The sequence below is a fragment of the Halomonas sp. OfavH-34-E genome (assembly GCF_024124525.1).
Taxonomy (GTDB): domain Bacteria; phylum Pseudomonadota; class Gammaproteobacteria; order Pseudomonadales; family Halomonadaceae; genus Halomonas; species Halomonas litopenaei.
The window spans coordinates 1-22163 of the sequence record NZ_JAMXRY010000049.1 but is presented as its reverse complement, the minus strand read 5'-3'; the positions used below and the strand labels follow the sequence as shown (position 1 = coordinate 22163).

Here is a 22163-nt window from a genome sequence, read left to right as displayed (position 1 = left end):
CGAACGAGCTTCAGTCGGTGTAGCCGGCGCGCTTCATGGTGCGCTCGGTAGCCCGCTGGGCGGCGGACAACGCCTGCTCGACGCTGGTCTCGCCGGTCAGGGCCGAGGCCACCATCTGGCCGACCTGGGTGCCGATGGCCTGGAACTCGGGGATGCCGACGAACTGGACGCCCACGTAGGGGTTCGGCTCGAGGCTCGAGTCGAGCGGGTCGGCCTTGCTGATGGCGTCGACCACGAAGCTGGCGAAGGGCGCGGCCTCGATGTACTCGGCGTTGTCGTAGGTGGACTGGCGGGTGCCGGGGGGCACGCTGGTCCAGCCTTCACGCTCGCCGACCAGGGCCACGTACTCCGGCGAGGTGGCCCAGGTCACGAACTGACGAGCCGCATCCTTGGCATCCGAAGAAGCGGGAATGGCCAGCGCCCAGGCCCACAGCCAGTGAGAGCCCTTGGGGGTCTCGGCCACCGGCGCCGGGGCGAAGCCCAGTTGGTCAGCGACCTGGGACTCATCGGCATCGAACAGCTTGCCCGCCGCCGAGGTGGCGTCCACCCACATGGCACAGTTGCCGCGCGAGAACAGCGCCAGGTTTTCGTTGAAGCCGTTGGAGCTGGCACCGGCCGGACCGTAGTTATCGAGCAGGTCGACGTAGAAGGCGACCGCCTCCTGCCAGGCCGGGCTGTCGATCTGGGCGTTCCAGTCCATGTCGAACCAGCGGCCACCGAAGGTGTTGGTCAAGGTCGAGACGAAGGCCATGTTCTCGCCCCAGCCCGGCTTGCCACGCAGACAGATGCCGGCCACTTCGCCGTCGTCGTCATGCAGGGCTTCTGCCCAGTCGCGCACCTGACTCCAGGAGGGCTGCTCGGGCATCTCGATACCGGCCTCGGCGAACAGATCCTTGCGGTAGTAGAGCATCGAGCTTTCGGCGTAGAACGGCAGCGCGTAGAGGCTGCCTTCGTGGCTCAGGCCATCGCGCACGGGTCCCAGCAGGTCATCGACCTGATAGCTCTCGGGCAGATCATCCAGCGGCTCGAGCCAGCCCCGCTCGGCCCAGATCGGAGCCTCGTAACTGCCGATGGTCATGACGTCGAACTGGCCACCCTGGGTGGCGATATCCGTGGTCATGCGCTGACGCAGCACGTTCTCTTCCAGTACCACCCAGTCGAGGGTGATGTCCGGATGCGCCTTCTCGAACGCTTCGGTCAGGCTCTGCATGATCACCATGTCGTTGTTGTTGACGGTGGCGACGGTGATGGTCTCGGCCTGGGCGGCTGACGCGCCCAGCGACAGCACCAGCGCGCTTGCCGGCACCAGCGGCCTGGACAGCGCCGCGCAAAGAGGACGGAGGGTGTAAGACGGCTTCATGGCGCACTCCTGATCGTTACCCGCTTGGCGGGGATATTGTTGTACCGCCGACGCGAATCCTCGGACTCGTCGTGGTGGTCGGGCCTTGCGTGCATCCGAGCAAGCCAACGCTGCGGATACCTCTCCCAGAAAATGATCAATCAAATCACTTGATGATCAAATGATCGGACACAGCCACACAAAACGCAAAGCCGATAGCTTTAGACTTTAGCGGTACACGGACGCCTTTCAGCCCCTGCCCCGGCAACCACTCATCGACGTAAATCAGCCAAACGTCTGGCCTTCACCGAGCTCGCACAAAACAGCAAATATTAGATATTCAGCCTCTTCATTACCTTGTTGTTTAAAGGATTTTCATCCTCCCATGGTAGTTTCCCGCCCCTGGCTTCAGCCTGGCCCCTTACCTCGAAAAGCCGTTGTAACAGTCAGTACTTTCTTAAAAATCAATCGACTAACCCAATCCTCTCCTTATTTTCCATATATAGAAATCTTATTCCCTATATGGAATAAAATTGACGCTCTCAGACCCGCCTCCTAGGCTTCGATCGATCGCTGATCCGGCAGTTCGATGCGTCCTTTGCGGCACTTCTGCAGATCCACCGCGCGACCTGTCATTTATTTCCCTGCCTTCTCGTCCGGTGCCCCGGGGCCCTTGCGTGAAGCGCCGGCCAGGGCCTCGCCGAGCATGCCTGCAGGCCCCGCGCCACCACGCATGCCACGCATGCCACGCCAATCGATCCTGGATCGAGGGAGCCACAACAATGACAGACCACGCTGCTCTGCCTCCGGCCATCGCCAACAAGTCCAATCGCAAGCGCTACTTCCAGTTCAGTCTGATGCTGCTGGCGGCCGGGTCCATCTACCCCCTGCTCTACCTGCGCCAGAATTTCGAAACACCGATCCTCGAGGTCTTCAACATCACTTCGAGTGAACTCGGTAACTTCTATTCCATGCTGGGTGTCGTGTTCTTCCTGTGCTACCTGCCCAGCGGCTGGCTCGCCGACAAGTTCTCGCCCCGCCTGCTGGTGACGGTCTCCATGGCCGGCACCGGGCTGCTCGGATTACTGTTCGCGACCATCCCTTCCGGCGTCATGCTGACGATGGTCTTTCTCGGCTGGGGACTGACCTCGGGGCTGACCTTCTGGTCGGCGATGCTGAAGGGGGTGAAGATGCTGGCCAAGAAAGACGAGCAGGGTCGCTTCTTCGGTATCCTCGATGGCGGGCGCGGACTGATCGAGGCGATCCTGGCGACCATTGCGATCAGCCTGTTCGCGTACTACCTCAACGACCAGCAAGACAACACCACCGAGGCGCTCAAGGTGGTGGTCTACATGTATTCGTTCACCTGTCTGGTGATCGCCGCCTTGACCTTCATCTTCTTCACTCGCCATGACGGCTCAGAGATACGCGCCAAGAAGATCAAGACCAGCGGCAATGTACTCGCCGACCTCAAGCATCTGGCGTCGATTCCGGCGCTGTGGTTGGTTGCGCTTATCATCCTGTGCGGCTACCAGCTGTTCTGGGCGACCTATTCCTTCTCGGCCTATGTCCAGGAGGGATATGGCGTCACCGCCGTCGCCGCCGGCGCCATCACCGTGGCCAAGCTGTGGATGCGCCCTATCGGCGGCATCACCGCCGGATTTCTCGGTGACCGCTTCGGCAAGACCAATGTGCTGGCACTGCTGTTTTTAGGCGCCACCGCCTTTCTGGCCACCTTGATCCTGATGCCGACCTCGGTGGGCACGGTGGCCTTGCTGGCGGTGGTGCTGATGATCGGTGTGCTCACCTATGCGTTGCGCGGACTGTACTGGGCGATACTCGACGACTGCGATATTTCCATGGAGGTGGCGGGACTGGCCATCGGCGTAATCTCGCTGCTCGCCTACACCCCGGACATCTTCCTGCCGCAGATCTACGGCTTCCTGTCGGCACGCTTCGAGGCGGTCACCGCCTACCAGCTGTACTTCGGCTACATCGCCTGCATGGGCATCGTCGGGATGCTGGCATCGCTCAAGCTCAAGGCGATCACCGCGCGCAAGGAGCAGCAGTTGCAGCACCAGCAGGCATGAAGGCATGAAGGCCAGATCCACACGAAGTGACGAAGAAGCGCATCAGACAACACCCTCGCGCCCCGGCGAGCCGCCGGGGCGCGAGGGTGTCAGGAAGGGGCCAGGAAGGGGGCCAGGCAAAGGCGCTCGACGATACAGCAGCCGTGCTGCCTAGATTTGCGAGGAAAGGCGCTCGACGATATAGCGCGCCGCCTGATCGTCGGTGATCAGACTGGTCAGCCAGCCGCCGCGCAGCGCGGCCAGGATGGCCGGCCCTTTGTCGCGGCCACCGGCCACCGCCACCATCGCCTGACGCTTCAGCGTGGTCAGCGGCAGGCTGGTCACTCGCTGACTGGTGGAGCAGTCGATCAACCGGCCATCGGCATCCATCGGCCAGCCCACCAGCTCTCCCACGGCGTCCAGCGCCAGCAGTTCGTCGAGTTCCGACTCGCTGATGAAATGATCCTGAAACAGCGTCGCCTGGCGATCGATCCGCCCTACCCCGACGAAGGCCGCGCTGGCCTGCTCGGCCACCTCGCCGATGGCGCGAAACAGCGGCTGTGCCGCCAGCGCCCGCTTCTCCTCGACCGAACTGGCGACCACCGGCGTCGGCAGCAGGTAGCGCTCGCCACCGGTCTTGTCCGCCGCCACCATGACCCCGTCGTAGCGGTTGGACGAGCCGTCCCTGGCCACGTTACCGACCAGCGAGACGAAGCGATGACGTGGACGGTCGATCCGGCTCAGCGCCTCCACGGTCGCACGAATCGAGCGGCCGGAGCCCAGCGACAGGGTCTGCGGCTCGCTGCGCTCGATGATGCGTGACAGACGCTCGGCGCCGGCCACCGCCAGGTAGGGGGTACTGTCCTCGGCGGTGGCGGACGCAGGCACCACGTCACAGTAGTCCAGTTCGAAGCGTTCACGGATGGCCTGGGACAGTGCGGTGCAGTGGGCCACGGGGTGGTCGATATGGACCTTGACCAGGCCTTCCTGCCTGGCCAGCGCCAGCAGTCGCTGCACGCCCGGCCGGGAGACCCCAAGCTGTGCGGCGATCTCATCCTGCGTCTGTCCACCCACATAGGAAAGCCAGGCGGCTCGTGCGGCCTGGTCCAGCTTGACCTCGAACTTGTCCACGCATCGTCTCTCTGGCTGATCGTACAGCCTGCATCATCGCAAGCCAGGGACACCGGCACAACGCGGGCTTACTCGGCCGGCGTCTTTTCCAGCAAGCCGCCGGGCAGCGTGACGCTTACCCTCAGTCCACCGAGCGCCGCGCGATCCAGGGTCATCGTACCGCCGTACAGTGACACCAGTTCCTCGACGATGGAAAGCCCCAGCCCACTGCCGGGGCGGCGCTCATCCAGACGCACGCCGCGCTTGAGTACCGCCTCACGCTCTTGCGCGCTCATGCCCGGACCGTCATCTTCCAGCCGCAGGCGCACGCTGTCCCCCTCGAGCCAAAGATCGAGTTCGACCCGGGTGCGCGCCCAGTCGATGGCGTTCTCCAGCAGGTTGCCGGTCAGCTCCTGCAGATCGTTGGGATCGATGCGCAGCGCCAGCCCATCCGCCACGCGGGTCTCAAGACGGATACCGCGACGCCTGGCCAGCCGAGACAGGCCGTCCAGCACCGGCGCCAGCACCCTGGCCAGACGTACCCTGGCGGCCAGGGCGGCGCTGCCGACGGCGCTGGCACGGGCCAGGTGGTGGCGCACGGCAGCATCGATACGTCCTAGCTCCTGGCGCATCCTGGCTCGCTCGGTCTCGGGAAGGCGTTCCGCCTGGGTCATCAACACGCTGACCGGCGTCTTGAGCGCGTGGGCCAGATTGCCGGCGGTGGCGCGGCCGCGCTCGATCAGCCGTCGGTCATGGTCGAGCACCTCGTTCATGGTCACCGCCAGTTCCGCGAGCTCGGTCGGCAGCCGGGTATCGAGGCGCTCCCGCTGGCCGCCCTTGACCGCCGCCAGATCCGCGTGAAGCGACCTCAAGGGCGCCAGCCCCCAGCGGATCTGCAGCGCCAGACCGGTCAGCAACAGCACGCCGAGCCCCAGCAGCGACAGCCATAGCAGCCATTCGAAGCGTGCCACTTCGGCATCGAGCTCCTGACGGCTGACCGCCAGGCTGACGTGAACGGGGTGGGGATGTCCCGACAGCCTGAGGGAACGCTCGACCAGCCTCAGCCACTGCCCACGAGGCCCTTCGATGGTGCGCCAGACGGTGTCCGGGGAGGCGGTGATCGGCAGGCGCTGATCCCATAGCGAACGCGAGCCCCGGGACAGGCGCTCGCCGTCGCTGATCTGCCAGTACCAACCGGAGAACACCTGATCGAAGCGCGCATCGCCGAGACTGTCGTTGACCACCAGGGCACCGCTCTGGGGGTCTCGATCCAGGGCCGCCAGCAGCACCCGATGCATCGACGACAGGCGTTCGTCGAACGAGGCCGAGGCGGATTCGCGAAAGCTGTAGGACAGCCCACCGCCGACCAGCGGCAGGATCACCAGCACCAGCACCAGCGACGCCAGCAGCAGCCGCCGGGTCAGCGAACCGCGCGGCGGCGTCACGGCGCATCCTCTCCCGCCGGGGTCACCAGGCGATAGCCCTCGCCGCGTCGTGTCTCGATCCGCTCGCTGCCGAGCTTGCGCCGCAGGCGACTGATCTGGACGTCGATCACGTTGGAATCGGGTTCATGGTCACGGTCGTAGACGTGCTCGGCCAGCTCGGCGCGACTGACCACCCGCTCGCGGGCGTGCATCAGGTAGGACAACAACCGTGACTCCTGAGCCGTCAGCGCCACCGGCCTGCCGGCCAGCGTCACGGCCCCCGTGTGGGTGTCGAAGCTGAGCGCCCCGGCGCTGAGCACCGGGTGGGCGTGGCCGTGGCTGCGGCGCACCAGGGCCCGCAGCCGGAACATGACTTCAGCGGTCTCGAAGGGTTTGGTGACGTAGTCGTCGGCCCCGGCAGAAAAGCCCGCAGCCTTGTCGGACCAGCGCTCTCGCGCGGTCAGCACCAGTACCGGCAGGTCGATGTCGTCGTCGCGCCACTGGGCCAGCCAGCGGGTGCCATCGCCATCCGGCAGTCCCAGGTCGAGCACGACTGCGTCGTAGCGCTCGGTGCGCAGCAGAAAATCCGCCTCGCCTCCGGTCGCCGCGACTTCCACCAGCAGCCCGCCTTCCTCGAGGGAGGCGGCGAGCGCTTCGCTCAGCGCCTGGTCATCCTCGACCAGCAGAATCTTCATGCCACGCCTCCTCCGGCGTCATCCCTGTATTGCGGTGATCCCCGCGGGCTAGTCGGCATCGCGCGGCGCGGGGCGCTGCATGGCATCGATGCCGACCCCTTCGACGCTCAACAGCTCACCACTGCCTGCGTCGAACTCGAACTCCACGACCTGCCCCTGGGCGCCGACCAGTTCGATCTCGTAGAGGATTCTACCGTCGTCACGTTCGAGCTCCACTTCGAGCACCTGCCCGTCGTAGCGCTCATCGAGCCAGTCCAGCAGCGTCGGCAACGCCACCAGCCGGCCTTCACGCACCTCCTGGTGCAAGTCACGCCAGTCGTCATCCGCGCGGGCGAAACCGATACCCAGCGACTCGCTCGCCAGTGCCGCGAGGCTGACGTCATCGCTCGGGCGCGGAGCCTGGGCCAGGCTTGCGGCCATCACGGACGTGCATAGCAAGAAAAGTGTCTTGGAGGTCATGAGGCGAAGTCTGACCCACTGCAGATGAATGAAAGATGAACGATCCCGTCAGGCTGGCGACAGGTCCCCCCTGCCAGGATGGTCCCACTCGCCGAGATCACCAAGCACACGGTGAGCTTACCTCAACAGCGAATGGAGTCCCCAGCATGAACAAGACTGTCACCCTGAGCCTGGCCGCCCTGACCTTGAGCGGCACCCTCGCCACCACCGCCATGGCCGACGATGAAGCCGTCAACCGGGAGGAGATCGACCGCCTGCTGGCCAGCACCGGGGAGTACGGCTTCACCCACTACGATGAGCTGGGTATCGATGACGGCGATCGTTTCGAGGCGGAAGGCTGGCGCGACGACGGCTGGCGCCTCGACGTCGACATGGACCTCAGCGACGGCAGCCTGCTGGGCGAACAGCGGCGCCAGAGCGAGATCCCGACCTGGAGCCTCAGCGGCGACGATGTCGGCAAGGCGCTGGACGCCGCCCAGGCGGCCGGCCTGGAACTGTTCAGCTCGCTGGATGTCGACCGTACAGGTGATATCGAGATCGAAGGCTACGACGCCCAGCACCAGGAGCTCGAGGTCCGCCTCGATCGCCATACCTTTGACGTGACCGGAGTCCAGCATGACGACTGATCATTCCTTCAGCACCGACGACTACCAGCACAACGCCGCCTGGAGGGCGGCGTCCCGCTGGCAGCAACGCGCTCGCCAGGCACGCCCCACCCGCCGGATGGGTGGCTTCAAGCTGGCTCTCGCCACCCTGGTCGGCGCCGTCACCCTGGTGCTGGCCACCATGATGGCCCTGGTGCTGAGCCTGGTGGGACTGGCGCTGATGCCGCTGGTGCGTCACCGCATGAAGAAGCGCATGGAGGCCTACCGCGCCGATCATGCCGACGACATCACGCCGGGGGCGACCACCCGAGCCCCCGGTCAGGACGATGCCCGCGTGTGGGAAGGCCAGTATGAGGTCAAGTGAAGCACCCGGCGGGCGATGCAGCGACGAGTGCGCGTCACTCGCGCGGATCGCCTCCCGGCAGCCGTTCGGGACCGGGCTCGGGCACCTGATCAGACCCGCCTGCCCGGTCTTCGCGGGCGACCTGCCCGCTTGGCGGGGCGTCGCTGCTCCCATCGAGTGCCCCCCTCAGGGCCACCACCTCGGCCTTGAGTTCTCGCACCTCGCGGTGCAACTCTCGCAGCATGTCTCGATTGATCCGATGCAGCCGTTCGGACTCGTCCTCCTGATCATCGATGAACAGTGAACCGACGTAGGCCGCGAAGCTACCGAACAGACCCACACCGGCCACCATCAACAGCGCCGCCACGACCCGTCCCAGCGACGTCACCGGATAGTAATCGCCGTACCCCACCGTGGTGACTGTGACGAAGGCCCACCACAAAGCCTCCTCGGCGGTATCGATGGCACTTTCCGGGTTAGGGCCTTCCACCACCAGGATCACCACCGAGCCGAAGATCAACAGCAGTACCGTGGCCGAGGCCACCGAGGCGAAGATGCCCTTGGCCTTGTTGCGAAACAGCAGGTTCCAGATCAGGTGTACCGACTTGATCGCGCGCAGCATGCGGATGATCTGCACTACGCGCACCAGACGGCCAGCCATCAAGAAGCTCACCGGGATACTCGCCAGCAGATCGATCCAGCCCCAGCGCATAAAGCGCCACTTGCTCTCCGCACGGTGGAAACGGATGCAGAAGTCGGCAAAGAAGAAGCCGCAGACCACCAGGTCCAGCTTGAAAATCAGGTCATCGACCTCCGGCGGCAGGTCATTCAGCTCCTGCACCGCCATGGCACCAAGCACGTAAAAGGAGAGGATCAGAATCAGGATCTGAAATGGGGTCAAGCTCTCTTGTTTCATGGGGTTCGACATCGACCGGGAAGCAGAATCACGACCTTACGCGATGCACCGGAAGCTGCCTAGCGGCAGGACACGCCCCGAGCCCTCACCAGGTCAACGTCGACCCCATTGCACCTTTCCCTGTCGATGCCCCGATGTCGGTATTGCCCCTGACCGAGAGCCGCTTTTCCCTCGCAGGTCCCTCGCCGGCAGATACCTCTATGACGCTACTCCAGGGGTTCGTAGGGCAGCCCCACGTAGTTTTCGGCGATGGTGGTCAGGCCCGCTGTCGAGCCGGTCAGATAATCGAGCTCCGCCAATTGCATGCGCGCCTCGAAGTCTTCCTCGTCGCTGAAACGATGCAGCATCGACGTCATCCACCAGGAGAAGCGCTCGGCCTTCCAGATACGCTTGAGGCACACCTCGGAGTAGCGCGGGATCAGATCGCTGCGCCCTTCGTTAAACACCTTCACCAGCAGGCGATACAGGGTGTTGACGTCACTCGCCGCCAGGTTCAGCCCCTTGGCACCGGTGGGCGGCACGATATGGGCGGCGTCCCCCACCAGAAACAGGCGACCGTACTGCATCGGCTCGACCACGAAGCTGCGCAGTGGTGCGATGCTCTTTTCGATCGAAGGTCCCGTCACCAGAGTCTCGGCCACGTCTTCCGGCAGGCGCCGTTTCAGTTCGTCCCAGAAACGCTCATCGGACCAGTCCTCGACCTTCTCATCGAGGCCCACCTGCACGTAGTAGCGGCTGCGATTCTCCGACCGCATGCTGCACAGGGCGAAGCCCCGCTCGTGGCGTGCGTAGATCAGCTCATCGGTCACCGGTGGCGTATCGGACAACAGCCCCAACCAGCCAAACGGATAGACCCGCTCGAAGGTCTTCAGACGCTCCTGCGGGATCGATTGGCGTGACACGCCGTGGTATCCATCGCACCCCGCCACATAGGCACAGCGCAGACGGTACCCCTTGCCTTCATGCTGAAAGGTGAGGGAGGGCGACTCGCTCTCCAGATCATGGGGGGTGACGTCGCTGGCCTCGTAGTAGCTGATACCGCCTTCTCGCTCGCGTGCTTCCATCAGGTCCCGGGTGACTTCGGTCTGGCCGTACACCATCACCTGCTTGCCATCGGTGTGCCCCGCAAGGTCGACGCGTACCCGGCGGTTGTCGAAGGCAAGCTCAAAGCCGTCGTGGGGCAGGCCCTCGGCATCCATGCGTTGGCTGACGCCGGCTTCACGCAGCAGGTCGACCATGCCCTGCTCGAGCACCCCGGCACGAATACGTCCCAGCACATAGTCGCCGCTCTTGCGTTCGACGATCACATTGTCGATCCCGGCCCGGCTGAGCAGTTGCCCCAGCAGCAGTCCGGAAGGCCCGGCCCCGATGATGGCGACCTGGGTCGTGAGTTCACTATCGATACGCTCGGGGGAAGATGTTGTCGTCATGGTGGCTACCTCGTCAGCGGAACGTTATGGTTATGCCTTGTATTTTTCGCTGAAACACCACCCCAGATAAGGCATATTCCTCGCCACAAACTGGACTTTTCGCGGAATCTACCCTGACATTTGTCGTAGTCACGCTCAATCACCTCCCCGGCAACCGCCAGGAGCGCAGACCATGAACCCCGAGACCCCGTCCACCACGATATCGTCAGCGGTTCCCACCTTTACCCTTTACGGGGAAACCGGTAGCTGGCCGACCCCCGACCTGCTGCACTGCGAGTCCATCGCCGAACGCAGTCGGCTCCACGATTGGCGCATCCATCCCCACCGCCACGTCGACCTGACTCACCTGCTGCTGCTGTACGCGGGCGAGGTCGAACTGCAACTGGAAGACAGCCGACAACGGCGGGCCGCCCCGCTGCTGATCCTGGTGCCTGCGCTCACCATTCACGGGTTTGCCTTCGCTCCGAACATCCAGGGCCACATCCTGACCCTGGCGGCACCGCTGGTCAGCCACCTCGAGCAGGTACTGCCGGACGCCAGCAGGGTCTGGCGCAGCGCGGGAGTCACTGCACTAGCCGACGCCAGACACCGACTGCAGGCATTGGTGGAACATATCGACGGGGAATACCGACGGCCGGCGCGGGACCGCGACGTGCTGCTCGACGCCTTGATCCAGGCGCTGACGGTGGAAGCGGCTCGCCTGGCGACGCATCCGGCCAGCCGGGCCAGGTCTGCCGTGAGCACCGATCCCGGCCACGGCCACCTGGCCCGCTACCAGACACTGATCGAGCGGCGCTTTCGCCAGCAGCCGAGCATCGAGGAAATGGCGCGCGAGCTGGACATCAGCGCGGCCCACCTCAACGCCCTGTGCCGGCGCCTGGCGGACCAAAGCGCCCTGGCGGTGCTGCACCAGCGTCTACTGCTCGAAGCCAAGCGCGAGTTGACCTATACCAACCTGACCATCGCCCAGATCGCCGATGGCCTGGGATTTTCCGAGCCCGCCTATTTCACCCGCTTCTTCAAGCGGCTCAGCGGAGTGGCTCCCCGCGACTTCCGCCGCCGCCAGTTCCATCGTCAAGGCGACGGATCGCCAAGCTCGCCCTAGGCGCTGTCCGAAAAGTCGACGAGCGAAGGTTAGACAAGGCAAAAATCGGTGAGAAAGCGCAGTTTACGGGGTGTAAATGAGCATTTTGACCGGGCTGGCGCACCTGCCGATTTTTAACGCCGTATTACCGAGCGCAGGCACTTTTCAGACAAGCCCTAGACCAGATCCCGGGGGAAGACCTCATCCCAGCTTCGCGAAAAGATTCGAGTATCGCCCTGCCAGGCGTCCAGGGTGGCACGCACCCGAAAGCTGTCGGCGTCGCTGGTCAGCCGAGTGCGGGTCAGGGTGTGGATCTCCCAGTCCCCCCGGCGGAAGGTACGTTGCCACTCGGTCCAGCCGGTAACACTGTCGTAGTTGCCGTAGGAATAGCTGTAGCGCTCGGTCACCGAGCCGGAGATGTCCAGCGCGATATCGTCCAGCCGGTAGCTGCCCTCGTCGTGGAACACCTCCAGTGTGGTCTGGTCATTGGCCAGATCTCGGATCACCTTCCAGCTTTCCTGGGAAGGCTGCAGCAGCGTCTTGGCCAGCGGTGGCGCCCCTTCCGGCTCCTCGAAGGGGCGCAGAGCCGCTTCTTCCGCCGGCCTGGGGACCCTGGTCGGCAGCACCAGGCGACAGGCACCAGGCCACAGTGTCAGGCGTACCGGCCTTGGCGCAGGCCATACCAGCGGCCAGTAGCTGGTCGAGATCGCCAGCCGGATGGCGTGCCCCGCCGGAAACTGCTGGGCAATATGCTTGAGACACACCGTCACGCGGTAGCGGCGCCCCGGCACCAGAGGCTCCGGGTGTTCGTCGCTGTCACGATGGGTCAGGTTGAGCACCCCATAGGACACCCGTGTCGCCTTGTCGTCTTCGGCGATATCGACAAGACGCAGCGCCACCATCGCCACCGGCTGGTCGGCGGACAGTTCCAGCTGCACCGATGGGGCACCACAGATTTCCAGATCCTGCTCGAGCCGGGGCGTCTGGAAAATCAGGGCGCCACCGTCCTCGTCACGCTGGTCGTGAGGCAGATCCGGCGGTGCGTTGTAGGAACACCACTTGCCGGCATACAGGCCCACCGACAGCGGCGAGCGGATATCCAGGCTCTCGTCGTCATCGCCGTCCTTCGCGTCGGTGCCGTCCTCGCCACGCAGGTCATGTCCGCTGGTCAGCCGCCAGCTCCGGGACATGATGTGGGGAGAGGGCCAGCTCGGCTCGGCGACCCAGCGACCGGGACGAGCGCTGTAGCGCGCCGATGGCGGCATCGATTGCTGCATCCAGACCCTCAGCATCGGTTCGTCCATGATCCCGGTATCCTGGTCCTTCAGCCAGTGGTCCCACCACCGTAGCCCTTCCTGCAGGAAGCCGATGGCCGGCCCCGGTACCCCGAGGTGGGGGTACTTGTGAGCCCAGGGGCCCACCAGCCCCTTGCGTGGCGAGGTCAAACCGGCCAGCAGCCGGAAGACGGCGTTGCAGTAACCATCCGCCCAGCCGCTGATGGCGTACACCGGCACCTGGATACGGCTGTAGTCCTCGCACACCGAGCCATGTTTCCAGTAGTCGTCACGTCGCTGGTGCTGAAGCCAGCGCGAAAGCCAGAGGCCGCTGCCGTCCAGGCGATCGAGCCACATCCTGAACCAGTCGCCACCCACCAGCGCCGGGTCGGGCGGGATGGCATTGCCATCGAACATGGTCGACGCCCAGGAAAGATTGTCGGCCAGCAGGCAGCCACCCATATGGTGGATATCATCGGCGTAGCGGTCATCGGTAAAACAGATGGTGATGACCGCCTTGAGCTGCGGTGGGCGCATGGCGGCGATCTGCAGGCCGTTGAAGCCCCCCCAGGAAATACCGACCATGCCGACACTTCCCGTACACCAGGGCTGGCGTTCCAGCCACTCGAGTACCGCCACCCCGTCGTCCAGTTCCTGCTGCAGGTACTCGTCGGTCAGTACGCCATCGGATTCGCCGGTGCCTCGGATATCGACGCGAACCCCGGCATAGCCATGCCCGGCCCAGTAAGGATGCACCTGAGCGTCTCGCTCCGCGGTCAGGTCACGCTTGCGATAAGGCAGGTACTCGAGGATCGCCGGCACCGGATCATCGTCGGCGTCGACCGGCCGCCAGATACGGGCAGCCAGCCGCGTGCCGTCGGCCAGTGGAATCCAGGTTTCCTGCTCCATCACCTTGCGCGGAAAATCGCTGACCACCCGCATCGTCGCTCCTTGCACTGGCTTCAAGCTCACCCTGTCGAGATCGCCCTGTCCATACCGCGCTGCCGAGATCGCCCTACCCCTGCAACCTGGCCACTCCAGCGCTCTCGGTGACGCTCGGTACAGCGGCGGCGCGCCGACTCAACTATCGATATCGCCGAATGCGAAGATCAGTCGGGCCGCCAGTTGCTGATAGCGACGAAGCAGCGCCTGATAGTCGTCGCCCCCCATCCAAATATAGGCCAATGCAAAGCTGTAACTATCCTGTTCTGGCAGGCTCGACAGACGCTGCCCCTCCTCCACCTGCAGACTGATCACCGTGCCGGGGTAGTCCTGTTCGAGTTGTGCGAGGGTCTGCGCCGACGGAACCCGTTCGACGGTGGCGTCATGGAAAAAAACGCGGTAGAAGAACTTGGCCGCGACCGCGTAGGCGCCCTCCCGGTGGGGCAGTCTCGGACGCTGCCCCAGCGCCAGGTCCACCGTCACCTGCTGATGGCTGAGCCCGTCGACCTTCTCGAACAGGTCGCAATGTGACTGAGAAATGCGTGTGTTGATCTCGAGCAGCCAGATGCGATCCTGGAGTTCGTCCCAGAAAAACTCGACGTTGAACGCGGATTGATCGAAGCCGGTGCGGGTCATGACCAGGCGGGTGGCGTCGATCATCTGCTGCTGAACCCTTTGTGGCAGGGCCGAGGGGTACAGATAGTGGAAGAAGCTCAACACCCCTGGGTAGCGAATCGAGTCGACCACACCATAGACCACGACCTCGCCATCGTGGACGTAGCCTTCCAGCGTGCATTGCCAGCCGCCGATGATTTCCTCGGCCATGCAGTAATGGCCATCGATCGCCGCGATCTCCGGAGGCAGGTTGGCCTGATCCAGCACGCTGTTGAACGGCTCGGCGATGGAACCGATCTCCGCCTTCAGACGGTCAATGGCAAGCGCAAAGTCTTCCGGCGTCTCGATGCGAAAACCGAGCCGTGAGCCCGACGACTTGATCGGCTTGACGAAGAAGGGAAAGGACAGCCCCGCCGCACCGATCTGACCCAACGCCGCCTCGTCGAAGGGGTCGAAGGCGGTGAACCCGGGGATGTACTGCGGCACCACCTCGCGCTGAACGCAACGGCTCCAGTACTTGTGCTCACACTTCAGCAAGCTTTCCAGCGACGTCGATCGGGTACCGAATCGCTTGCACAGGATCGGCAGCATCGTGGATACCGGAAAATCCATATAGCCGATGATCGCGTCTATCGGCCTGCCGAATCGGTCCAGGGTCTGGCCGGCTTCCTCGAGCATCGCGGGAATATCGAATTCTTCGGTGTCATAGACCGCCTCCGGCGCAATAATTCGGTGAAAGCGCCATTCTTCGGCACCCTTCAAGCGCAGCAGACGCTCATGATTGTCATCGTTCAGCCCCACCACAAAAATATTGCGCGCACTCACGTCAAGCCCTCGCGTCATTACGATGGTGTCACGCTGCAAGCTTAGTGAAACGCGCCTCCCACAAAGGCTCATATTGGACTAGAGCGTCATATCAGAAACCTCATCCAACCGACATTAAATGCATCAAAAAAGCCCGCCGTATGGCGGGCTTGGGGTGAGCTGAGCGTAATACTGGCCGCCGCTTCGATGCCGACTACAGCAAAAAGAGGGTGCTCAAGGTCGGGAACAACAGCAACAGAGCCAGGCGCACAAAGTCAGACACGATAAAGGGAGAGACGCCTCGGAAGATCTCCCCCAGTCCCACATGGGGCGCCATGGCCTTGATCACGAAGACGTTCATCCCCACCGGCGGCGTGATCAGCCCCAACTCGACCGTCAGCACCGTGACGATGCCAAACCACACCGGGTCGATACCCAGGCTCTGAATGATCGGGAACACCACCGGCACCGTGATCACCAGCATGGCGATCGAGTCCATGAACATGCCGAGCAGGAAGTACATGGCCAGGATGCACAGCACGACAACGAAGGGCGTCAGCTCCATGGCAAACAGACTGTCGCTGATGGAGAACGAGATCCGTGAGAGTGAAATGAAGTAGCCCAGCGCCTCGGCACCGACCAGCATGAAGAACACCACCGCCGACAGCGCCAGGGTCTCCTGGACCGCAGACCACAGCTCCCGTGCACGCAGCCCCTTGACCAGGGCGTAGATCAGGGTGGCAAAGGCACCGACACTGGCCCCCTCGGTGGGAGTGAAGATTCCCTGATAGATGCCCAGGATCATGACCAGGAAGACCGCGAAGAAGGGCACCAGGCCGCCGAGCGAGGCAAGCTTCTCACCCCAGCCTGTCGCTTCCCCTGCCACCGCCAGATCCGGCTTTACCCGCATGACCACGCTGACGGTCAGGGCGTACAGCACCAGCCCCAGGAGCCCGGGCACCAGACCCGCCATGAACATGTCACCCACCGACTGCTCGGTCAGGATGGCATAGATCAGCAGGGCGATACTGGGCGGAATCATGATGCCGAGGGTGCCGCCCGCAGCCAGCGCCCCGGTGGCCAGGCCGCGATGGTAGCCATATCGTTCCATCTCCGGCAGGGCCACCCGAGTCATGGTGCTGGCGGTGGCCAGAGAAGATCCGGAAATCGCCGAAAAGACACCGCAGGAGCCTACGGCGGCGATCGCCAGGCCGCCCTTCCATCCACCGCAGATCACCCGCGCCGACTGGAACAGCTTGCCGGCCATGCCAGAATGCGCCGCCAGTACGCCCATCAGGATGAACATCGGAATCGCGCTGAAGCTGTAGTTGGACAACACCTCCACCGGCACCGATTTCAACATCGATACCGCCGCGCCGAGATCGATGATGGTGGCAAAACCACCGACACCGACCAGCAGCATCGCCAGAGCTACCGGCACCCGCAGGATCATCAACACCAGCAACAGCAGCAGCCCGAACCCGCCGATCGTCTCAGTCGCCATGGGACACCTCCGCACTCTGGCCGAACAGCGCCCCCAGGAGCGCGTGCAGCAGGCTGCGCAACGCCAGCAGAGCACTGAGCACTGCAGCGACAAGATAGATCGGCCCGAGCGAGATCCTCAGGTCCTGGGTGACCTCGCCGTACTCGACAGCGGCGTGGGCCGCACCCACCAAGCCCGTCGCCAGCACCCCGCCAAGCACCGCAAAGCCCAGCAGATAGACGCCATGCAGGCGCGCTGCGATGGACGCAGGAAGACGGTGGGAAAAGGCCTCGACCACCACCTGGCTCTTCTCCACGCTGGCCGACATGGCCGCCAGCAAGGCAAACAGCATCAGGTAGCTGACCAGTTCGACGCTACCGAAGACTTGAAAGGAGATGGCGCCATCGGTCAGACGCTGCAGGTAGCGTGTCACCACGTCGGCGATGGTCACCGCCAGCATCAGTATCAGACAGCCGCCCGCCACCCAGCGACAGACCAGGGCCAGCCAACGGCTGGCCCCTTCCAGAAAGGGTTGCATGGCGTCACTCCGTCCCGGCGCAGCTTTCACGTGCCGCCAGCGCCGCCTGATAGACGTCATGCGCCTGGCTCAAGCCGCGCTCCTCGAGTCCGCTCAGGTAATCCTCGATGCCCTGCTGGAGCGGCGGCGCCCAGTCGGCGTTGTCGAGGGGCGCATCGACCACCCGAATGGTGTGGCCGGCATCCACCGCTTCCTGCCGCCCCACCTCGTCGATGGCGTGGAACACCTCCCCCGCATTGAGTGCCCACTGCATGCCGGAGTTGGCATCGATGACCGCCTGCTGCTCCGGCGTCAGCCGATCGTAGGCACGCTGGCTCATGGTTGCCACAAAGATCAGCGAATAGAACGGCACCTGGGTGTGGTATTCGACCAGCTCGTTGATACGAAACCCCTTCATGCCTTCCCAGGGAAAGCTCAAGCCATCGAGCACGCCCCGCTGCATGGAGGTATAGATATCCGGGGCAGGCATGCCTACCGGGCTTGCCCCCATGTTTTCGAGGATATCGCCTGCCACCGCGGTCGGGCGACGGATTCGCAGCCCTTCCAGATCGGCCGGTACCTCGACGTCGGTATCCACGGTATGGATGTAACCGGGACCGGTGGTGAACATGAACAACACGCGAGTATCGTCGTACTCTCCCCCCAGGCCGCCATCGTCGTGCAGGGTCTGCAGGATGCATGAACCCTGTATCGCGGAATCGGCCACCCCGGGGAGTTCGACGATCTGCGACAGCGGGAAGCGCCCGGCGGTGTAGCCCTGAGCGGTGGCGCCGATATCGGCGATGCCGTTTACGGTCGCCTCATAGATGTCGTCAGCCTTGGCCAGGGTACCGGAAGGGAAGACCTGAACACGCAGATCACCGCCGGAGTCTTCCTCCACCGCCTTGGCCCACTGCTCGAAGATCTGGGTATTGATACCAGAGGCACCAGGCCAGAAGTGGGCCATGCGCAGCGTGGTCGCCGCTTGAACCGAGGCACAGGAAAGGGCCGTCAGGGATGCGGCCATCAGGCACGCGAGGGGGGTCTTCATGGGGATCCTCCGGACTTTATCGTTATCGTCGACGCGCGCTCATTATTGGTCTCTCGCTCGACACCGTTTCCGGCAACTCGACCAGTGGCGCTAGTTCGCATAGTGAACTTCTGTTCGTTTTTCAGCTCAAAAGATAAACTACCTGGCCACACAACGAAAAGCGACTTTGGTCTAGCGGAAGGCCAGGCACCGACGGGAACCAGGCTCTCTTTCCCAGAGTGGTGCCAAGGAGGCGACTTCTCTAGAATTGTGCTTAAACGATAAAGATGCTCTTTCGAGCCACCACTCCCTTCTCGCCTCGCCGTTCAAGGATGAACCTGATGACCTCTCGCCCGGCCGCCGCCCTGCTGCTGCTCCCGCTGACAACGCCTGTCACCGCACAGACTGCCGCAACCGACGACCGCGCCGTCGAGCTGCAGCAACCCGTGTTGACGGTGTCGGCGCCGCGCCTGGAGCGCGAGCTACTCACCACCCCGATGGCTGTCTCGATGGTCGATGAAGACGACATCCATCAAGGTCAGCAGCGGGTCCGTCTCGATGAATCCCTGGTTCGAGTGCCTGGGGTGTTCATCCAGAATCGCGACAACTTCGCCCAGGGTGCTCGTGTCTCCATCAGGGGCTTTGGTGCCCGCGCTCCCTTCGGTGTGCGCGGCATCACCATATTGGTGGACGGTATTCCCTACACCCTCCCCGATGGCCAGGCCCAGCTCGATGCCATCGACCTGGACAACGCAGAACAGATCGAGGTCATCAGGGGACCGGCGGCGGTTCAGTACGGCAATGCCGCCGGTGGTGTCATTTCGGTCACGACGGCGGACGGGCGTGACGAAGGTGATGACTCGACGACGATACGTGCCGGTATCGGTAGCGACGGCTACAACAAGCAATCCCTTTCCACCGGCGGCGAGCACGACGGCTGGGCCTACCACCTGGGTGCCTCGCGACTGGAACTGGCCGGCTATCGGGATCACAGCCGCACCGAGAAGCGCTTGCTGAACGCCAGCCTGTCACGGGATATGGGCGATCAACGCCGTCTCACCGCCATCATCAACCTGCTCGACAACCCCCGTTCCGAAGATCCTGGTGGCCTGACCCAGGACCAGGTCGATGAAGATCGCCGACAGGCGGGCCGCTTCACCGAGGACTACGACACCGGCCAGGAGGTGGACCAGCAGGTCGTGGGATTGCAGTACGAGGATCTAGGCTTCGGCCCCGGGGAGCTCTACCTCAAGGGATTTACCACCTGGCGAGACTTCGAACAGCAATTGCCCTATCCGGGCGACAGCTTGATCGACTACCGACGTCACCACTTCGGTGGCAGCGCCGAATATCACCAACGCTCCAACCTCGCCGGCATGACGCTGGACAGCATGGTGGGTATCGACGGCGCTCGCCAGGAAGACGACCGCCATCGCCGCGATGTGGCCTTCGATGGCAGCGTGACGGGAGAAGTGGCCGACGAGACCCAGACGGCGACCAGCCTGGGCATCTTCGCCCAGGGCGACCTTGCCCTGAATGAGCACTGGATACTGTCGGCCGGCGGACGCTTCGATCGCATCGACATGGAAATCGACGACGACTACGACAACGATGGCGACCAGAGCGGTGAACGCACCTTCCACGAAACCAATGGAAGCCTGGGAATCAGCTACCGCTTCCATCCCTTGCACCAGGTCTACGCCAACACCTCCACCGCCTTCGAGACACCGACCTTCTCGGAGTTTGCCAATCCCGCAGGTGGTGGCTTCAACCCCGACGTCGAGCCCCAGGAGAGCTGGAGCCGTGAGCTCGGGGTGCGCGGCACCCTGCCCACCGGACTGGATTACGACGTCACCCTATTCTCGATCGACGTCGACGATGAACTGGTCCCCTACGAGATCGATGGCAGCGATCGCACCTTCTACGAAAACCTTGGCGACACCAGCCGCGACGGGCTCGAAGTCGCGCTAGGATGGCAGCCCTCGGCGCGTCTGGAGCTCAATACCGCCCTGACCCTGGCACGCTACGAGTTCAACCAGGTTTCCGGTAGTGACCTGGACGGCAACCGTCTGCCCGGGCTTCCGGAGACAACCTGGGTCAACCAGCTCACCTGGTACGGGACAGGCAGCCAGGAAACCCGTTACTTTGCCACCCTGGAAACCCAGTATGTGGGCGACATGGTCGCGGACAATGCCAACCGGGTAGACGTCGACAGCTACTGGCTGGTCAACCTTCGTGCGGGTGACGGCTGGCGACTGGGCGGCAACCAGATACTGTCGACCTACCTCGGCATCCGCAATCTGTTTGACGAAGACCACTATGCCAATATCCGCATCAATGCCAGCAACGACCGCTATTTCGAACCGGCGCCGGACCGTTCCTTCTATGCAGGCGTAGAACTATCATTTTGATGTAAGCACAACTTTTTCGCCGAACTGTTGTGATTCGGGAGTCAGCGCCGAGCGAGAGTCGCTCTACCCCAGCATCTCTTGAGCCAGATCAAGCACATCGACTTAAACCCTTGAGACGATGAAACGATCCTTGGCAAAAGGAGGCGCAGCACTCGCTGGCCAACCTCCCATGATCATTCGACGCTCATCCGAGACACCCGCGCGCCTCTGGTCCGGAGGCACGACGCGGGAGCTGTTCATCGCTCCCGTTGACAGTGACTATGCCGACCGGAACTTTCAGGTCCGCCTGAGCACCGCCACGGTAGAGTCCGAAGAGTGCCTGTTCACCCCTCTGGCAGGCTACGAACGACACCTCATGGTATTGGAAGGCGAGGCCCACCTTGAGCATCAAGGGCACCGCTCCAGGGACCTCAGGCGCTTCGAAGTCGACACCTTTGACGGCGCCTGGCAAACCCTGAGCCAGGGGCTCTATCGCGACTTCAACCTGATGGTGAGATACGGCAGTCGCGGCTACCTCACACACCAGTTGCTCCGCGAACAGGAAACCCTGCACCTGTCACCGGAACCCGCACTACTTCGAGCCTGGTACCTGATCAGTGGTCGTGTGGAACTCGTCTCCGGCGAGGTACTCGCGGCCGGTGATCTTCTGGTCATCGAACCCGGCGACCGCCTGGGCCTGCGTTCGCTGCAAGCGAGCCAACTGGTCGTCTCCACCATCGCGTTCTAGGCACAGAGCCGCGACAGCCGTCTTGCTGAAACGTGCCTGAAACCAAAGAAGCCCGCCTCCTCTCGGAAGCGGGCTTCTTCGTGATACATGCCTGATCTGTTCACGACAGGGTAGTCGCATGGGGGTGAGTCACCTCGCCTTATTCGGCTGAACTTGTAGAGAGCCCATGCATGCGCTCTTTACAAAAAGAAGGCCCAACTCCTCTCGGAATTGGGCCTTCTTCTGAATAAATGCCTGACGATGACGCTTAGACAGCAAGGTCGCTCGCATGGGGGTGAGTCACCCCAGCGCTCTTTACAAGGGCTGCAGCGAAGCTGCAAGGGGTGACGAACGACGCGAGCCTGCCCTTGAGAAGAGCCAGGCCGAACCGCACCGAGGGGGTTATCGGCGCGGCCCCACATATAAAAAGCGCGGCTGAATTTGTAGAGAGCCCATGCATGCGCTCTTTACAAAAAGAAGGCCCGACTATCTCTCGATAATCGGGCTTACTTCTGAATAAATGCCTGACGCCTCTGCGGCCACTTCGTGGCCTTGAGCCTGGGCTCGGGGCGCCGCAAGCGGCTTTACATCCCTCGCCCGTTCGAGCCTGACAATGCGTTGCATTGTCCGGGCGGCTCTCACCCTACTCTCGTATGGGGGTGAGTCACCCCAGGGTTTGCAGCGAAGCTGCAAGGGGGGACGAACGACGCGAGTTTGCGAGCGGCCGGACCGCGCCGAGGGGGTTATCGGCGCGGCCCCACATATAAAGAGAGGGGTCTGCCCCATGCGTACGAAAAAGCCCAACTCCTCTCGGAATTGGGCTTCTTCTGAATAAATGCCTGACGATGACCTACTCTCGCATGGGGAGACCCCACACTACCATCGGCGCTGAGCGGTTTCACTTCTG

Annotated in this window: 18 protein-coding genes; 6 read left to right on the top strand and 12 right to left on the bottom strand. The window is 63.3% G+C overall.

Annotated features, from left to right (window positions below; all coding sequences use genetic code 11):
• Positions 1-10 precede the first annotated feature (10 nt).
• On the bottom strand, positions 11-1360 hold the full coding sequence (locus NH448_RS18425; RefSeq protein ID WP_124803574.1) for a sugar ABC transporter substrate-binding protein: 1350 nt from the start codon (positions 1358-1360) through the stop codon (positions 11-13).
• Between the two features lie 761 nt (positions 1361-2121).
• Between NH448_RS18425 and NH448_RS18420 the strand changes: the two genes are divergently transcribed.
• A complete protein-coding gene (locus tag NH448_RS18420; RefSeq protein WP_045991263.1) occupies positions 2122-3429 on the top strand; it encodes an MFS transporter in 1308 nt (435 codons plus the stop codon).
• A 150-nt stretch (positions 3430-3579) separates the two neighbouring features.
• On the opposite strand, the gene NH448_RS18415 is transcribed toward NH448_RS18420, so the two are convergent.
• The 4 genes from NH448_RS18415 to NH448_RS18400 all read right to left on the bottom strand — a co-directional run bounded on the left by NH448_RS18415 (position 3580) and on the right by NH448_RS18400 (position 7075).
• Positions 3580-4539, bottom strand: a complete 960-nt coding sequence (locus NH448_RS18415) for a sugar-binding transcriptional regulator (protein ID WP_045994626.1) — start codon at positions 4537-4539, stop codon at positions 3580-3582.
• A gap of 68 nt (positions 4540-4607) precedes the next feature.
• The gene (locus tag NH448_RS18410; protein WP_045994627.1) at positions 4608-5963 is read right to left on the bottom strand and encodes a HAMP domain-containing sensor histidine kinase; all 1356 of its coding nucleotides are present in this window, start codon (positions 5961-5963) and stop codon (positions 4608-4610) included.
• Complete coding sequence (locus tag NH448_RS18405) at positions 5960-6637, bottom strand: response regulator transcription factor (protein WP_045994628.1); 678 nt, start codon at positions 6635-6637, stop codon at positions 5960-5962. Before NH448_RS18405 ends, NH448_RS18410 begins: the two co-directional genes overlap by 4 nt.
• Positions 6638-6685: 48 nt before the next feature.
• Positions 6686-7075, bottom strand: a complete 390-nt coding sequence (locus NH448_RS18400; protein ID WP_239452613.1) for a PepSY domain-containing protein — start codon at positions 7073-7075, stop codon at positions 6686-6688.
• A gap of 167 nt (positions 7076-7242) precedes the next feature.
• On the opposite strand from NH448_RS18400, the gene NH448_RS18395 reads away from it, so the two are divergent.
• Both NH448_RS18395 and NH448_RS18390 read left to right on the top strand, forming a co-directional pair.
• Positions 7243-7722 (top strand): PepSY domain-containing protein, encoded by a 480-nt coding sequence (locus tag NH448_RS18395; RefSeq protein WP_045994630.1) that lies wholly within the window; start codon positions 7243-7245, stop codon positions 7720-7722.
• Entirely contained in the window at positions 7712-8065 is a 354-nt protein-coding gene (locus NH448_RS18390) for a hypothetical protein (protein ID WP_045994631.1), read from the top strand. Before NH448_RS18395 ends, NH448_RS18390 begins: the two co-directional genes overlap by 11 nt.
• 34 nt (positions 8066-8099) lie before the next feature.
• On the opposite strand, the gene NH448_RS18385 is transcribed toward NH448_RS18390, so the two are convergent.
• Together NH448_RS18385 and pobA are read right to left on the bottom strand one after the other, a co-directional pair.
• Complete coding sequence (locus NH448_RS18385) at positions 8100-8945, bottom strand: ion transporter (RefSeq protein WP_239452614.1); 846 nt, start codon at positions 8943-8945, stop codon at positions 8100-8102.
• A gap of 221 nt (positions 8946-9166) precedes the next feature.
• On the bottom strand, positions 9167-10390 hold the full coding sequence (gene pobA, locus NH448_RS18380; protein ID WP_045994632.1) for a 4-hydroxybenzoate 3-monooxygenase: 1224 nt from the start codon (positions 10388-10390) through the stop codon (positions 9167-9169).
• 172 nt (positions 10391-10562) lie between these two features.
• On the opposite strand from pobA, the gene NH448_RS18375 reads away from it, so the two are divergent.
• Complete coding sequence (locus NH448_RS18375) at positions 10563-11495, top strand: helix-turn-helix domain-containing protein (protein WP_045994633.1); 933 nt, start codon at positions 10563-10565, stop codon at positions 11493-11495.
• A gap of 155 nt (positions 11496-11650) precedes the next feature.
• Here NH448_RS18375 and NH448_RS18370 read toward each other — a convergent pair whose 3' ends face one another.
• The 5 genes from NH448_RS18370 to NH448_RS18350 all read right to left on the bottom strand — a co-directional run bounded on the left by NH448_RS18370 (position 11651) and on the right by NH448_RS18350 (position 18160).
• Positions 11651-13690 (bottom strand): CocE/NonD family hydrolase, encoded by a 2040-nt coding sequence (locus NH448_RS18370; RefSeq protein WP_045995305.1) that lies wholly within the window; start codon positions 13688-13690, stop codon positions 11651-11653.
• 138 nt (positions 13691-13828) lie between these two features.
• Positions 13829-15130 carry an ATP-grasp domain-containing protein gene (locus tag NH448_RS18365; protein WP_157033171.1) on the bottom strand — a complete coding sequence of 434 codons (1302 nt, stop codon included), beginning with the start codon at positions 15128-15130 and terminating at the stop codon, positions 13829-13831.
• A gap of 193 nt (positions 15131-15323) precedes the next feature.
• Entirely contained in the window at positions 15324-16613 is a 1290-nt protein-coding gene (locus NH448_RS18360) for a TRAP transporter large permease (RefSeq protein ID WP_045995307.1), read from the bottom strand.
• On the bottom strand, positions 16603-17130 hold the full coding sequence (locus NH448_RS18355) for a TRAP transporter small permease subunit (RefSeq protein WP_045995308.1): 528 nt from the start codon (positions 17128-17130) through the stop codon (positions 16603-16605). The genes NH448_RS18360 and NH448_RS18355 overlap by 11 nt, the downstream gene beginning before the upstream one ends.
• Positions 17131-17134: 4 nt before the next feature.
• Complete coding sequence (locus NH448_RS18350; protein ID WP_045995309.1) at positions 17135-18160, bottom strand: TRAP transporter substrate-binding protein; 1026 nt, start codon at positions 18158-18160, stop codon at positions 17135-17137.
• Between the two features lie 320 nt (positions 18161-18480).
• On the opposite strand from NH448_RS18350, the gene NH448_RS18345 reads away from it, so the two are divergent.
• Entirely contained in the window at positions 18481-20550 is a 2070-nt protein-coding gene (locus tag NH448_RS18345; RefSeq protein WP_083970706.1) for a TonB-dependent receptor, read from the top strand.
• A 169-nt stretch (positions 20551-20719) separates the two neighbouring features.
• The gene (locus NH448_RS18340) at positions 20720-21277 is read left to right on the top strand and encodes a HutD family protein (RefSeq protein ID WP_222569956.1); all 558 of its coding nucleotides are present in this window, start codon (positions 20720-20722) and stop codon (positions 21275-21277) included.
• The last annotated feature ends 886 nt before the right edge of the window (positions 21278-22163 follow it).

Excerpts from the sequence above, each read along its gene's own strand:
- NH448_RS18425 (WP_124803574.1), bottom strand. The coding sequence starts at position 1,360 with ATGAAGCCGTCTTACACCCTCCGTCCTCTTTGCGCGGCGCTGTCCAGG.
- NH448_RS18420 (WP_045991263.1), top strand. The coding sequence starts at position 2,122 with ATGACAGACCACGCTGCTCTGCCTCCGGCCATCGCCAACAAGTCCAAT.
- NH448_RS18405 (WP_045994628.1), bottom strand. The coding sequence starts at position 6,637 with ATGAAGATTCTGCTGGTCGAGGATGACCAGGCGCTGAGCGAAGCGCTC.
- NH448_RS18395 (WP_045994630.1), top strand. The coding sequence starts at position 7,243 with ATGAACAAGACTGTCACCCTGAGCCTGGCCGCCCTGACCTTGAGCGGC.
- NH448_RS18390 (WP_045994631.1), top strand. The coding sequence starts at position 7,712 with ATGACGACTGATCATTCCTTCAGCACCGACGACTACCAGCACAACGCC.
- pobA (WP_045994632.1), bottom strand. The coding sequence starts at position 10,390 with ATGACGACAACATCTTCCCCCGAGCGTATCGATAGTGAACTCACGACC.
- NH448_RS18375 (WP_045994633.1), top strand. The coding sequence starts at position 10,563 with ATGAACCCCGAGACCCCGTCCACCACGATATCGTCAGCGGTTCCCACC.
- NH448_RS18370 (WP_045995305.1), bottom strand. The coding sequence starts at position 13,690 with ATGCGGGTGGTCAGCGATTTTCCGCGCAAGGTGATGGAGCAGGAAACC.
- NH448_RS18360 (WP_045995307.1), bottom strand. The coding sequence starts at position 16,613 with ATGGCGACTGAGACGATCGGCGGGTTCGGGCTGCTGCTGTTGCTGGTG.
- NH448_RS18355 (WP_045995308.1), bottom strand. The coding sequence starts at position 17,130 with ATGCAACCCTTTCTGGAAGGGGCCAGCCGTTGGCTGGCCCTGGTCTGT.
- NH448_RS18350 (WP_045995309.1), bottom strand. The coding sequence starts at position 18,160 with ATGAAGACCCCCCTCGCGTGCCTGATGGCCGCATCCCTGACGGCCCTT.
- NH448_RS18345 (WP_083970706.1), top strand. The coding sequence starts at position 18,481 with ATGACCTCTCGCCCGGCCGCCGCCCTGCTGCTGCTCCCGCTGACAACG.
- NH448_RS18340 (WP_222569956.1), top strand. The coding sequence starts at position 20,720 with ATGATCATTCGACGCTCATCCGAGACACCCGCGCGCCTCTGGTCCGGA.